The organism is Pontimicrobium sp. MEBiC01747, from assembly GCF_053601635.1.
Genome location: NZ_JBSHNS010000456.1, coordinates 1 through 13980, shown reverse-complemented (window position 1 = coordinate 13980; position 13980 = coordinate 1). Strand labels below are relative to the sequence as shown.

The following is a 13980-nucleotide window of genomic DNA, read 5'->3' as shown; positions in this document are numbered from 1 at the left end:
TATCCAAATATGGAATGGTAATAAATTCCTGCGAAGGCAGGAATCTTTAATACCGTGAGCAATGTCACTTCGAGTGATTTATGAAGAACGAATAAATTGTATCGAGAAGCTTTTAAAATAAACCTTCTTTTAGAAGAAATAATATGATAAGTACCGAGCAAAACATAGATAAAATACTATACCCAATATTGGAACAGGTTTCAGACCCAGAGATTCCAGTATTATCCATTATGGATATGGGGGTAGTACGTTCGGCAGTTATTGAAAATAATATCGTAAAAGTTCAAATAACACCAACTTACAGTGGTTGTCCAGCAATGGATGTTATTGGAGACGATATAAAAAAAGCATTAAAAGAAGCAGGGTATAATTCAGAAATAGAATTAATATTAGCACCCGCCTGGACAACCGATTGGATAACACCCAGAGGGAGAAAAGCGTTAGAAGATTACGGAATTGCAGCGCCACTTGACGCAGAAGCAGATAAAGATGTATTACTAAACGGGAAACGCATAGTGAAATGCACTAATTGCGGTTCTCAAAATACTAGATTAGTAAGTCAGTTTGGTTCAACAGCATGTAAAGCACAGTTTCAATGTGATGACTGTCAGGAACCTTTCGATTATTTTAAATGTTTAAAGTAATTAATTAGTGAGAGTATGAGCAATAAAGCATCTTTTATGGTAGGACTTCGCACTACAATATACATGGTCACCGATATAAAAAAAGCTACAGAATGGTATTCTGAAGCTTTTTTCGTTAAACCCTATTTCAATGAACCCTTCTATGTTGGATTTAATATAAAAGGATACGAATTAGGATTACAACAAGAAGAACGAGATAGTAGTACAAAAACAGAAAATGTATTCTCATATTGGGGAGTCGAAGACATAAATAAAGCCTATCAACATTTTATAGATATAGGAGCAACAAAGCATGAAGCGCCAAATGATGTAGGAGGAGATATAATGGTTGCAAGTCTCTATGATCCTTGGAATAATATTATAGGATTAATTTATAATCCCCATTTTAAAGTAGAAGAATAAGTAAATTTAAAAGGAACATCAGTTCGAGTGAAATTCTTTTTTTAGAATTTTGTATCGAGAACATATAAAAAAATATAATAGCTATGGCTAATAATTCAATAGAATTGAAAATAGAAAATAAGGTAGCATACATTACTTTAAACAGACCAGAAGTATTCAACAGTTTTAATAGAGAAATGGCATTAAAACTACAAACTACTTTTGATGATTGCAAAACAAATGAAGACGTTAGAGCAATTGTTTTAACTGGAAATGGAAAAGCATTTTGTGCAGGTCAAGACTTAAAAGAAGTAACAGATCCAGAGTTAAACCCAGGGTTTAAAAAAATATTAGAAGAACATTATAACCCAATCATTACAAGAATACGAGCTATTAAAAAACCAGTAATAGCAGCAGTAAATGGTGTGGCAGCAGGAGCAGGAGCAAATATTGCATTAGCATGCGATATTGTAGTAGCTCATGAAAAAGTAAGTTTTATACAAGCCTTTAGTTTAATAGGCTTGGTTCCAGATAGTGCAGGAACATTCTTTTTGCCTAGATTGATAGGGTTTCAAAAAGCATTAGCATTAGCGATGTTAGGCGATAAAATCTCGGCAGAAGAAGCAGAAAAAATGGGAATGATTTATAAATCGGTTCCGTTAGGCGAATTTGAAGAAACGATAAATAAGTTAGCTGTAAAACTAGCTAATATGCCAACTAAAGCATTAGGGTTAATTAAAGAACTATTCAATAAATCTATGACAAACGATTTAGAAGCACAATTAGCTTTAGAATCGAAATTACAAATCGAAGCAGCACAAAGTAACGATTATGCAGAAGGTGTTGCCGCTTTTATTGAAAAAAGAAAACCAGAATTTAAAGGGAATTAAAAAATATAGAATATCGAATAAGAGAATATTGAATGATGAAGTCGATTTCGGTAAAAAATTAGATTAATGAGTCGAAAGTATGATTTAGAAAATAGGTTAATTCAATTCTCCGTAAATATTATTTCTCTCTGTAAAACAATGGAGAGTAATTTTACGTCTCAGCATTTATCAAAACAATTAATTCGTTCTGCAACATCTTCCGCTTTAAATTATGGGGAAGCCCAAAGTGCTGAATCAACAAGAGATTTTCTTCATAAAATGAAGATTTGTCTTAAGGAATTAAGAGAATCTTTAGTGAATTTAAAAATCCAAAAAGGAGCAGGTCTTCTTAAAGATTCTGAAAAATTAGAATTACTTTTAAAAGAAAACAATGAACTAATTGCAATTTTCGTTTCTAGTATTCGAACTTCGCAAAATAAAAATAAATAGTAATGAATGCCTATCAGTTAGTTGAAATTAAAAACTTCGATATTCTGTATTTAACATTCGATATTCAATATTAAAAAATATGAACGTAGGAATTATTGGTGGTGGTACAATGGGAAGTGGTATTGCTCAAGTAGCAGCAACTTCTGGATGTAAAGTAAAACTATACGATACCAATCAAAACGCATTAGATAAAGCCAAAGCCGCTTTAGAAAAAATATTATCACGTCTTATAGAAAAAGGACGTATTGATGACGCTGAAAAAACAAGAATTCAAAGTAATATATCTTATGTCAATACTTTAAAAGATTTAGCAGATTCTAATTTAACAATAGAAGCTATTATTGAAAATCTTGAGATAAAGAAAAAAGTATTTTCAGAATTAGAAAGCTATGTCGCAGAGGATTGTATCATCGCATCAAATACATCAAGTCTATCTATAGCATCAATAGCAGCATCGTTAAAAAAACCAGAACGCTGCGTTGGTATTCACTTTTTCAACCCAGCACCGTTAATGAAGTTGGTTGAGGTTATTCCTGCAATACAAACCTCTAAAGAAGTCTTAGATAAATCAATACAAACTATTTCCGATTGGAAAAAAGTAGTAGCAGTAGCTAAAGACACACCAGGCTTTATAGTAAACAGAGTAGCACGTCCATTTTATGGAGAAGCTTTAAGAATATATGAAGAAGGATTAGCCGATTTTGCAACAATAGATTACAGTTTAAAAACAATGGGAGGTTTCCGCATGGGGCCTTTTGAATTGATGGACTTTATAGGAAACGATGTCAATTACACCGTAACCGAAACGGTATTTACAGCATTCTATTTCGATCCAAGATATAAGCCGGCATTTACACAGAAACGTTTTTCAGAAGCAGGTTATCTAGGTAGAAAATCAGGAAAAGGATATTATGACTATTCAGAAGGAGCAGTAAAACCAGAACCTGTAAAAGATAATGCATTAGCAGAGCAAATATTCAATCGTGTATTAGTTATGTTAATTAATGAAGCAGCAGATGCTTTATTTTTAAACATAGCCTCAGCAGAAGACATAGATAACGCAATGACAAAAGGTGTTAATTACCCAAAAGGCTTATTAGCATGGGCAGACGAAAAAGGAATCGATTGGTGCGTTTCAAAATTAGATGAACTATATAATGAGTACCATGAAGATAGATACCGTTGTAGTCCTTTATTAAGAAAGATGAATAAGGAAGGGATGAGGTTTTTTGAGTAGGTTTGAGGTATGAGGAAATCTAAGTATCATTTTAAATTTGAAGATTTAGGAATTTATACCAAAGCGATGGAGTTTGGAGAAACTGTAAATCGTTTAGGAAAGAAATTTCCGAAAGAAGAACGTTTCGAATTAACATCTCAATTTAAAAGAGCAGCAGATTCAATAGCCTTAAATATTGCGGAAGGTTCAAGTGGAACAGATAAACAGTTTCATAATTATTTAGGAAATGCGTGGCATAGTGCTCATGAATGTATAGCATGCAGTTCGAAAGCACAAATGAGAAATTATATTACAAATGAGGAAGATGAAGATGTTAGAAGAATGATAACTGAGTTATCAAAAATGATAACGGTACTACGCTCAAGAATAGCATCAAGAATCAATAAAACAAAATAGAAAGAATAAATAAGATGTCAGAAGAATTAAAACCTATTCCCTCACACCTCATACCTAGAAAAATGCTATCCCAAGATGCCTACAGCACTTGGTTAGGAATAGAAATTCTAGAATGCGAAATCGGTCGCTGTAAAGTAGGGATGACTATTCGTAAGGAAATGCTTAACAGCATGAATAAAGCACATGGCGGAATAAGTTATAGTTTAGCAGATACCGCATTTGGTTTTGCAGCAAACACACATGGTAAATATGCCGTTTCAATAGAAACAAGCATTAATCATATAGAAGCATTAAGTGAAGGCGATTATATAGTAGCAGAATCTGTAATAGAAAAAGTAAATAACAAACTAGGCTTTAATATAATAGAAGTAAAAAGAGAAGAAGAATTAGTAGCTTTGTTTAAAGGTGTTGTATATCGTACACAAAAAGAATGGGAATAATTCCTGCGAAGGCAGGAATCTCAAAATAAATAAAAGTGAAACATTGGTATGTCTACATAATGGCGAATAAACCCAACGGAGTAATTTATATTGGAGTAACTAATAATATTGATGAAAGAGTAAAAGAGCATAAGTTTAAAGTTTACCCAAAATCTTTTACTGCAAAATATAATTGCGATAAATTGGTGTATTTTGAAGAATTTGAAGATGGAGAAAAGGCATCGATTAGAGAAAAACAATTCAAGAAATGGAAAAGGTAATGGAAGGTGAATTTAATTCAAGAAATGAATCCTGATTGGACAGATTTAAGCATGAATTGGAATTTAGAAAACAAAATATTTAGAAATAATAATTAATAAGATACCTGCCTGCGCAGGCATTTAACATGAAACAAGCATATATAATAGACGGTGTGCGTACACCAATAGGAAATTACAAAGGCACATTATCGGCAGTAAGAACAGACGATTTAGGCGCATTGGTTATTAAAGAAGTTGTAGAACGCAATCCTAATATTCCAAAAGAAGCATACGACGATGTTATTATGGGCTGTGCAAACCAAGCAGGAGAAGATAACCGTAATGTAGCGCGTATGTCTTCGTTATTAGCAGGATTACCATTTACAGTGCCGGGCGAAACGGTAAACCGTTTATGTAGCTCAGGCTTATCTGCAATAATACATGCTAATAGAGCAATAAAAGCAGGAGATGGCGATTTATTTATTTCTGGAGGAGTTGAGAACATGACGAGAGGACCATACGTAATGGCTAAACCATCAACAGCATTTGGAGGAGACTCAAAAATGTATGATTCAACATTTGGATGGCGTTTTATAAACCCTAAAATGCAAAAGTTATACGGTACAGATGGCATGGGAATGACGGCGGAAAACCTTGTAGAAAAGTATAACATATCTAGAGAAGATCAAGATAAGTTTGCGTATTGGAGTCAGATGAAAGCAGCCAAAGCACAAGAAAATGGGCGTTTAGCAAAAGAAATAGTAACTGTCGAAATTCCACAACGTAAAAAAGACCCGATACAATTTTCAAAAGATGAATTTGTAAAACCAAATTCATCATTAGAAGTATTAGGGAAACTAAGAGCAGCCTTTAAAAAAGAAGGAGGAAGCGTAACGGCAGGAAATGCATCAGGATTAAATGATGGAGCTGCTGCAACTATTATAGCATCAGAAGATGCTGTTAAAAAATATAACCTAAAGCCATTAGCAAGAATAGTAAGTTCTGCGGTAGTTGGTGTAGAACCAAGAATCATGGGAATAGGCCCAGTGCAAGCCTCAAATAAAGCATTAGAAAAAGCAGGTTTAACTATGGATGATATGGATGTTATTGAGTTAAACGAAGCCTTTGCAGCACAAGCATTAGCCTGTACTAGAGCATGGGGGTTAGCAGACAATGACCCAAGATTAAACCCTAACGGAGGATCTATAGCAATAGGGCATCCACTAGGAGTAACAGGAGCTAGAATAGCATATTCTGCGGCATTAGAATTACAAGAACAAAACAAAAAATATGCATTAATAACGATGTGTATTGGTGTAGGGCAAGGGTATGCAGCTATTATAGAACGAATTCCTGCGTAGGCAGGAATCTCATAGTTGACAGAGACAATATATAATCTCAAGCAGAGTAATAACAAAAGCGTTGAGAGAAATAAAGAAGAAATAATTACATCAAACAAAAAGATTCCTACCTGCTCAGGAATATGATATGAAACATTGGTACGTCTATATCATGGCAAATAAACCGAATGGAGTAATTTACATTGGTGTAACGGATAATCTAGATGAAAGAGTAAAAGAACATAAATTGAAATTGTACCCTAAAGCTTTTACAGCAAGATATAATTGTGTTAAATTAGTTTATTTTGAAGAATTTGAAAATGGAGAAAAGGCTTCAACTAGAGAAGTGCAATTCAAGAAATGGAAAAGAGATTGGAAGATTAAATTAATAGAAGAAATGAATCCAAGTTGGTTTGATTTAAGCCTTAATTGGAATTTGAATTACAGAAAATTTAGAAATAATTAAAAGATACCTGCCTGCGCAGGCATGATCATGAATAAAATTCAACACTACGTCCAAGGGCAATGGACAACAGGAAAAGAAGAAGGAACACCAATCCACGATGCCATAACAGGTGAAGCATTCGCAAGTGTAGCAATCGAGGGATTGGACGTCCCCGAAATACTAAACTACGGAAGAACAAAAGGAGGAGAAGTACTTAGAAAAATGACCTTCCAAGAGCGTGGAAACATGCTTAAAAGTTTAGCATTGTACTTAACAAAACGTAAAAAAGAGTTTTACGAATTAAGTTACAGAACAGGAGCAACAAAAGTAGATAGTTGGATAGATATAGAAGGTGGATTTGGAAATCTATTTGCTAATGCATCATTACGAAAATTATTCCCTAATCAATCGTACCACGTAGAAGGAGATCCAATCGATTTATCTCGAGGAGGCCGTTTTATGGCGCACCATATTATGGTACCCAAAAAAGGAGTAGCAGTACATATAAATGCCTTTAACTTTCCTGTATGGGGCATGTTAGAAAAATGTGCAGTAAACTGGATGGCGGGAGTACCAGCAGTAGTCCTACCAGCACCATCATCATCATATTTAGCAGAAGCAGTAGCAAGAACAATAATAGCATCAGGTATTTTACCAGAAGGAGCATTGCAAATTATTAACGGTACAGTTCGTAATATTTTAGATACAGTAGAATCTCAAGATGTAGTAACCTTTACAGGATCTGCTGCTACAGGTCGTTTATTAAAAGCACACCCAAGAATTATTCAAGAAGCAGTGCCATTTACAATGGAAGCCGATTCATTAAACGCTTCCATTCTAGGAGAAGATGCAACACCTGGAACTCCAGAATTTGACTTGTTTATAAAAGAAGTACGAAAAGAAATGACTGTAAAAGCTGGGCAGAAATGTACAGCGATACGTCGAATAATAGTGCCAGAAAATAGAGTAGAAGATGTACAAATTGCTCTAGGAAAAGCATTAGATAAAGTAACCATAGGAGACCCAAGATTAAAAGAAGTACGCATGGGGTCCCTAGTAAGTAAACAACAAGTAGAAGCAGTAAGAGATTCTGTAAACGATTTAGCAAAAGAAGCACAAATAGTTTACGGAAGTTTAGATACAATAGAAACAATTGGAGCAGATGCTAAAAAAGGAGCATTCATTAGTCCAATAGTATTAAGAGCAGACCATCCGTTTCAAAATACAATTATTCACGAACGTGAAGCCTTTGGTCCAGTAAGTACAATAATGCCTTATAAAAACTTAGATGAAGCTATTACTTTAGCACAAATGGGTAAAGGGTCTTTAGTATCATCAATAGCAACTAACGATGATAAAATAGCTAAAGATTACGTAGTAAATGCAGCAAGTCATCATGGACGTATTATGGTAATAAATCGTGAAATGGCAAAACAAAGTACAGGTCATGGATCGCCATTACCAAGTCTAGTTCATGGAGGACCAGGACGAGCAGGTGGAGGAGAAGAAATGGGAGGTATGCGAGGTATTAAGCATTACTTACAGCGTACAGCCATACAAGGTTCGCCAACAACGTTAACAGAAATTACAGGAATATACCAGCCAAAAGCAGCATATAAAGCCTCTCCAAAACATCCATTTGCATACCATTGGGAAGATATTCAACCAGGAATGTCTTTAAAAACACATAACCGAACCATTACAGATACAGATATTGTAAACTTTGGTAACATTACATGGGATCATTTCTATGCGCATACAGATATTACAAGTTTAGATGGAAGTATTTTTGAAAAACGAACGGCACACGGCTATTTCATTATTTCAATGGCAGCAGGATTATTTGTGTACCCAAACAAAGGCCCAGTTGCAGCAAATTATGGTTTAGAAGAAATTAGATTTTTACGCCCTATTTATCATAACGATACCCTTTATGTACGGTTAACATGTAAGCAAAAAGTAGATAGAGATAGTAGAGGGCAAGAACACCCTAGTGGTATTGTAAAATGGTATGTAGAAGTTTTTGATGCTAACGTAGATGCAGCTAATACTGTATTGCCAGCAGGAGCAGAAAAAGAAGACGCATTAGTATGTGTAGCTACAATATTAACAATGGTAGAAAAGAAACAAGAAGTATTTACAGAAATGACTTCAGAAGTTATAGACGCTTGTTTAGCAAAACTAACAGAAGATAGTAAGCCTAAATGGGGAATTATGACACCACAGCATATGCTAGAACATTTAGAGTATACATACAAAATTGCGGGTGGTGAGATTCAAGATTTTGAAATTGCTACGCCAGAAAAAATATTAGAGAAAGTACATGACAGTTTGTATAATTTTGAAAAGTTTCCACAGAATTCAAGATTCCCACAATTAGAGAAAGATACTTTAGCACCTTTGGTACACCCAGATTTGCAAACAGCAAAAGATAAATTTATAGAACAACGCTTTAAGTACTTAGCATTTTTTCAAGACAATCCAGATGCGGTTTTAAAGAATTTAGTCTTTGGCGAATTGAATAAATACGAGTCGTATTTGTTAGAGCGTAAGCACCTTAATCATCATTTCGAACAATTTAATCTGCTATAGCAGATTAAATTGTTCGAAACTCCCAAGAAATTGGGAGTCTTTTTAAAATTGAAATAATAAATATGAAATGGTACGTCTACATTCTAACAAACAAAAAGCAAGGCGTTTTATATATAGGATTTACAAAAGATTTAAGAAGAAGAATATATCAACATAAAAATAAAGCACATCCAACGACATTCTCAGCAAGATATAATTTAGATAAATTAGTTTATTTTGAATCGTTTGAAGATGAAAAAGAAGCGAGGTTGAAAGAAAAACAAATGAAGAAATGGAATAGAGGTTGGAAAATTGAATTAATAGAGAAAATGAATCCGCATTGGATGGATTTGTATACTAAAATATAAATTAAAAAAGATTCCCACTTTCGTGAGAACACATAAATGTAATGACACAACCATACGTTAAAATAAACATAGAAAACGAAGTAGGATACATAGAGTTTTTTCATCCTGCTCACAACTCTTTACCAGGAGATGTGTTAGCAAAACTAGCACAAACAATAACCGAAGCAGGGCAAAACGATGCTATAAAAGTTATAGTCTTAAAAAGTGGAAAAGACAGAACATTTTGTGCAGGAGCAAGCTTTAAAGAGTTAATAAATATTAATGATGCAGCAACAGGAAAAGTGTTCTTTTCTGGATTTGCAAATGTTATTAATGCGATGCGTAAATGCCCTAAATTTATAATAGGGCGCATACAAGGTAAAACAGTAGGAGGCGGTGTTGGTTTAGCAGCAGCAACCGATTATTGTATGGCTTCAAAATATGCAGCGATAAAATTAAGCGAACTAAATATAGGAATAGGACCATTTGTAGTTGGGCCAGCTATAGAACGTAAAATGGGCTTAAGTGCGATGTCTCAAATCGCTATAGATGCTAATTCATTTTATCCAGCAGAATGGGCCATGCAAAAAGGATTATTTACAAAAGTATTTGAGAGTAACGAAGAATTAGACGAAGCAGTAAAAACAACAGCAGAGCACTTATGTACGTATAATACAGATGCTATGACAGAAATGAAAAAAGTATTCTGGAAAGGTACAGACGATTGGGATGAATTACTAGCAGAACGTGCACAAACAAGTGGAAGATTAGTACTGTCAGAATTTACTAAAGAGAAATTGAAAGGGTTTAAGTAACAAATTCCTGCGTAGGCAGGAATCTTTTAGTACAAAAGATAATATAAAAACCTTTATAATGATTAAGCCGGAAATAGTTAAATTGTCAAGAATACCACTAAATAAACTTATTCTTAATAATATTATTTATTCTGAAATAGCAGAAGGAGGAGCTATGGGCAATGATGGTGGAATTATTATTTATGTTATGAAAGGAGATCAGTTTATTCTCTATGAAACAAATTTGTATACAGATGAGAGTATATATAGATACAAGAACCTTATTACTTAAATACCAGAATGGATATAAGAATGATGATAATCAAATAAATAAAATTTTATTTGATTATCATTATGGAGGTATGGGAAATCATATTCTTATAAATAAGAATGTTTCTCTAAAAAATGGAGATGGTTTTTTTGTCTACAGAGGAGAAAATAATAAAGAATATCAGATTTCCTGTTCTGTAGAAGGCGTATTTAATTGTGTGAAATATTCAATGGAGAATTCTAAGACTGATTAAAGTAATATAATTGAAGAAATGAACCTAAGTTGGTCGGATTTAAGCACCAATTGGAATTTAGATAATAAGAGAATTTAAAACTAATAAATAATAAGATTCCTGCCTGCGCAGGAATATGATATGATATACGCATTCAAAGGATACACTCCAGTAGTACACGAATCTAGTTTTGTCCACCCATTAGCGGCTGTAACAGGAAATGTTATTATTGGTAAAAACTGTTATATTGGCCCAGGAGCAGCTATTCGAGGAGATTGGGGGCAGATTATTTTAGAAGATGGCGTTAATGTACAAGAAAATTGTACAGTGCATATGTTTCCAGGTAAATCTATTACATTAAAAGAAAGTGCTCATGTAGGACATGGAGCAATTATTCATGGCGCTAATTTAGGACGTAATTGTCTTATCGGAATGAATACAGTAATCATGGACGATGCAGAAATAGGAGACGAAAGCATTGTAGGAGCTATGGCATTTGTAAAAGCCGAAACCAAAATACCAAACAGAAGCTTAGTTGTTGGGAATCCTGCAAAAGTAATAAAGCAAGTAAGTGATGAAATGATTGCTTGGAAAACTAAAGGAACACAATTATATCAGCAATTACCTGCAGACTGTCACGAAACATTAAAAGCAGTAGAGCCTTTGCGAGAAGTGCCAAAAGACTTGCCTACTCAAGAAGAAGCCTATAAAACGTTGAGAGATACTTTTAAGAAATAAAATCAGTGTTAGCTTAAAAATCAATAATTATGAAAAACATAAAATTAATTATTTTATTAATAGTTCCATTATTTCTTTATTCTCAAGAAGAAAATGGAATTCTATTTTTTAAGCTAGATAAAAAAGTAGTATATGTAGACAATTCACCCGCTACACATTTTACTATGACAATTCCTGGAGATAGTATACAAGAAATTGAGACCCCTAATAGTTTTTTAATAAATAATAAAGTTATTCAAGTTCTTAAACGAGGTTATGGTAGTAAGGATTATAATAATAAACAGCCAACTTCAAAAGAAGTAGAACTTTTAAAAAAGGCTATGAAGTTTGAAGTGGATTACTTTGAAAATGAGATATTTAATAAAGAATTAGAAGTTCAAGAAGATATTTTTTTAAATGCTTCAGGGAAAAGATTCCACTTATGGTGGTTTAAAATTCCACATATTGAAATAAAAGGTGAACCAAATTCCACAAAGACAGAATACACCTATTATTTAAATTGGGTTGCAAACGATTATATTTCTGTTATGAGCTCTTATTCATTAGAAGGAGAAGATTTTAATGACAAAATTAAAGAAATAAAGGACATTGCAAATTCTATTAATGTTTTTGGAGCACCTATAGATATTGAAGGGACTTATCAAAAAATGAAAACAGAACAAGAAGGTAAAACGTTGGAATTTGTTAATCCAGATAAGAATTTTACTATAGATATTCCTAAATGGGCTAATATTGTTAAGACTAATTTAGATACAGATTGGGCGATAACTTTTCCTGATATTGATAATGTTAAAAACGTGGCATTAGTAACTTGGAATAGCAAAGAAGAATTTGATTCTCTAGAGAAGTTTAATGAGCATTTTATTCTTAATCTTAAAATGGGTGATAAAATAGGAAACGCCACTGTATTATTAAAAAAAGAATTAAAACCACTTGATAATTGTAATGGAGTTGCTTATAAAATTCAACTTATGTTAGGTAAAACTATATACGATTGCCAGTACGTGACCTTCGAAACAAAAAGCCATTATATACTTACAAAATTTGTGGCTACTCCAGAAACTTACGATAAGAATATATCTAAGTTTGAAGAGTTAGTTACAAACTTTACAATTTCAGATTAAAAATTAAATAACATCTAGAAAGTCTTTAACTAATACTACTCAAATCAATCTCATTAGTATCCTTTCCAGTAGAAAGCGCAATCAAACTCTGTACATTACCTAAATAAGGAAGCAATGTTAATTTGGTAATAATAAACGTTTCATAAGCCTCAATATCTTCAACAACCAATTTTAATAAATAATCATAGTTTCCGCTTACCCTGTGGCATTCAATAATTTCAGGGAAATTATTAATCTGTTTAACAAACTTTTCAAGATAACTTCTGGTGTGTCCTTGTAATGTAATACCAACAAAAACAGTTTGTTTCAACCCTATTTTTTTATGATTTAGCAAAGCGACATATTTTTTTATATAGCCGTGCTTTTCTAATTTCTTAATACGTTCAAAAATAGGAGTTGTTGTCATGCCTAGTTCGCTAGCAATACTTTTAGTTGTTCTATCGCTATTTTCTTGTAGTAACGACAGGATTTTAAAATCAATTTTATCTAGAGAATATTGCATAGAAAAAAGTTATTTAAAGTCTTACAAATATAAAATATAAAAGAATAAAATTCTGTATTAATTAAGTTAAAAGAATAAAATTCTTTGATAGAAATAAAATAAAGATTTTAACAAAAGTATTTTAGTTAGTTTGTTATTTTTAATTCTTTAAAACTAAAAGTCTTGGCTGAATTTACACTTAAAATGCCCAAAATGGGCGAAAGCATAACAGAAGGAACTATTATTAATTGGTTAATATCTGAAGGCGATAGTTTCGACGAAGGAGATATTATTTTAGAAGTAGCAACCGATAAAGTAGATAACGAAGTACCAGCACCATCGGCAGGAACTTTGATAAAAATACTATTTGGAGCCAAAGATGTTGTTCCAGTTGGAGAAGCTATAGCTGTATTAGAAGTTTCAGAAAGCACGGCTAAGAAAACAAAAGAAGCACCAAAAACTTCCGAAGCAAAGAAAGAAAAGCCTAAAGCACCAAAACGACCAAAACCTGCTCCAGTAGAATTAGTTTCAGGCACAACCTCATTTTCAACTTCAAATACAAACACATTCTTTTCGCCTTTAATTATAAAAATAGCAAAAGAACAACATATAAGTTTCGAAGAATTAGCACGTATTCCAGCAACGGGCCACGAGGGGAGATTACGAAAAAGTGATGTCTTTCAATATATAGAAGAAGGTAGGCCGTATAAGTTTGCGCAACCAGTTGCACAACAAGACCCAACAGCATATAGAATTCCTCAGCTAAGTTTCGACAAAGGGAAAGGTAAGGTGATAGAAATGGATAGAATGCGCCAAATGATTGCAGATCACATGGTGTATTCAAAACACACGTCACCACACGTAACAGCATACGTAGAAGCTGATTTAACCAATATGGTAAAATGGCGTAATGCAAATAAAGTTGCCTTTCAAGAAAAATACGGCGAACGTTTAACCTTTACACCATTATTTGTAGAAGCT

General features: G+C 33.3%; 19 protein-coding genes. 18 read left to right on the top strand and 1 reads right to left on the bottom strand.

All coding sequences use genetic code 11. From position 1 onward, the window contains the following. Positions 1-143: 143 nt before the first annotated feature. The 17 genes from paaD to ACVC2P_RS15010 all read left to right on the top strand — a co-directional run bounded on the left by paaD (position 144) and on the right by ACVC2P_RS15010 (position 12518). Complete coding sequence (gene paaD, locus ACVC2P_RS15090) at positions 144-644, top strand: 1,2-phenylacetyl-CoA epoxidase subunit PaaD (RefSeq protein ID WP_452599286.1); 501 nt, start codon at positions 144-146, stop codon at positions 642-644. A gap of 15 nt (positions 645-659) precedes the next feature. Then, entirely contained in the window at positions 660-1046 is a 387-nt protein-coding gene (locus ACVC2P_RS15085) for a VOC family protein (RefSeq protein ID WP_452599285.1), read from the top strand. Between the two features lie 83 nt (positions 1047-1129). Beyond that, positions 1130-1915: an enoyl-CoA hydratase-related protein gene (locus ACVC2P_RS15080; RefSeq protein WP_452599284.1), complete on the top strand. Its 786-nt coding sequence runs from the start codon at positions 1130-1132 to the stop codon at positions 1913-1915. 66 nt (positions 1916-1981) lie between these two features. After that, on the top strand, positions 1982-2344 hold the full coding sequence (locus tag ACVC2P_RS15075) for a four helix bundle protein (RefSeq protein ID WP_452599283.1): 363 nt from the start codon (positions 1982-1984) through the stop codon (positions 2342-2344). A gap of 79 nt (positions 2345-2423) precedes the next feature. Beyond that, positions 2424-3581 (top strand): 3-hydroxyacyl-CoA dehydrogenase NAD-binding domain-containing protein, encoded by a 1158-nt coding sequence (locus ACVC2P_RS15070; RefSeq protein ID WP_452599282.1) that lies wholly within the window; start codon positions 2424-2426, stop codon positions 3579-3581. 9 nt (positions 3582-3590) lie between these two features. Continuing rightward, the gene (locus tag ACVC2P_RS15065) at positions 3591-3977 is read left to right on the top strand and encodes a four helix bundle protein (RefSeq protein ID WP_452599281.1); all 387 of its coding nucleotides are present in this window, start codon (positions 3591-3593) and stop codon (positions 3975-3977) included. A 14-nt stretch (positions 3978-3991) separates the two neighbouring features. Then, the gene (locus ACVC2P_RS15060) at positions 3992-4417 is read left to right on the top strand and encodes a PaaI family thioesterase (RefSeq protein WP_452599280.1); all 426 of its coding nucleotides are present in this window, start codon (positions 3992-3994) and stop codon (positions 4415-4417) included. A 35-nt stretch (positions 4418-4452) separates the two neighbouring features. Beyond that, positions 4453-4677 (top strand): GIY-YIG nuclease family protein, encoded by a 225-nt coding sequence (locus ACVC2P_RS15055; protein WP_452599279.1) that lies wholly within the window; start codon positions 4453-4455, stop codon positions 4675-4677. 125 nt (positions 4678-4802) lie between these two features. Continuing rightward, the gene (gene pcaF / locus ACVC2P_RS15050; protein ID WP_452599278.1) at positions 4803-6017 is read left to right on the top strand and encodes a 3-oxoadipyl-CoA thiolase; all 1215 of its coding nucleotides are present in this window, start codon (positions 4803-4805) and stop codon (positions 6015-6017) included. 127 nt (positions 6018-6144) lie between these two features. Further along, positions 6145-6462: a GIY-YIG nuclease family protein gene (locus ACVC2P_RS15045; RefSeq protein ID WP_452599277.1), complete on the top strand. Its 318-nt coding sequence runs from the start codon at positions 6145-6147 to the stop codon at positions 6460-6462. Between the two features lie 27 nt (positions 6463-6489). Next, the gene (paaZ, locus tag ACVC2P_RS15040; protein WP_452599276.1) at positions 6490-9033 is read left to right on the top strand and encodes a phenylacetic acid degradation bifunctional protein PaaZ; all 2544 of its coding nucleotides are present in this window, start codon (positions 6490-6492) and stop codon (positions 9031-9033) included. A gap of 62 nt (positions 9034-9095) precedes the next feature. Continuing rightward, a complete protein-coding gene (locus tag ACVC2P_RS15035; RefSeq protein WP_452599275.1) occupies positions 9096-9380 on the top strand; it encodes a GIY-YIG nuclease family protein in 285 nt (94 codons plus the stop codon). Positions 9381-9421: 41 nt separating this feature from the next. Continuing rightward, on the top strand, positions 9422-10174 hold the full coding sequence (locus ACVC2P_RS15030; RefSeq protein ID WP_452599274.1) for an enoyl-CoA hydratase/isomerase family protein: 753 nt from the start codon (positions 9422-9424) through the stop codon (positions 10172-10174). Positions 10175-10232: 58 nt separating this feature from the next. After that, a complete protein-coding gene (locus tag ACVC2P_RS15025; protein ID WP_452599273.1) occupies positions 10233-10445 on the top strand; it encodes a hypothetical protein in 213 nt (70 codons plus the stop codon). Then, entirely contained in the window at positions 10408-10677 is a 270-nt protein-coding gene (locus ACVC2P_RS15020) for a hypothetical protein (RefSeq protein WP_452599272.1), read from the top strand. The genes ACVC2P_RS15025 and ACVC2P_RS15020 overlap by 38 nt, the downstream gene beginning before the upstream one ends. A gap of 120 nt (positions 10678-10797) precedes the next feature. Further along, positions 10798-11394 (top strand): acyltransferase, encoded by a 597-nt coding sequence (locus ACVC2P_RS15015; RefSeq protein ID WP_452599271.1) that lies wholly within the window; start codon positions 10798-10800, stop codon positions 11392-11394. Positions 11395-11423: 29 nt separating this feature from the next. After that, the gene (locus tag ACVC2P_RS15010) at positions 11424-12518 is read left to right on the top strand and encodes a hypothetical protein (protein ID WP_452599270.1); all 1095 of its coding nucleotides are present in this window, start codon (positions 11424-11426) and stop codon (positions 12516-12518) included. 25 nt (positions 12519-12543) lie between these two features. Here the strand turns inward: ACVC2P_RS15010 and ACVC2P_RS15005 are convergent, their stop codons facing one another. Beyond that, positions 12544-13020, bottom strand: coding sequence for an Lrp/AsnC family transcriptional regulator (locus ACVC2P_RS15005; RefSeq protein ID WP_452599269.1), 477 nt, complete (start codon positions 13018-13020; stop codon positions 12544-12546). 192 nt (positions 13021-13212) lie between these two features. On the opposite strand from ACVC2P_RS15005, the gene ACVC2P_RS15000 reads away from it, so the two are divergent. Further along, positions 13213-13980: biotin/lipoyl-containing protein (locus tag ACVC2P_RS15000; RefSeq protein ID WP_452599287.1), on the top strand; the 768-nt coding region annotated here is incomplete at its 3' end.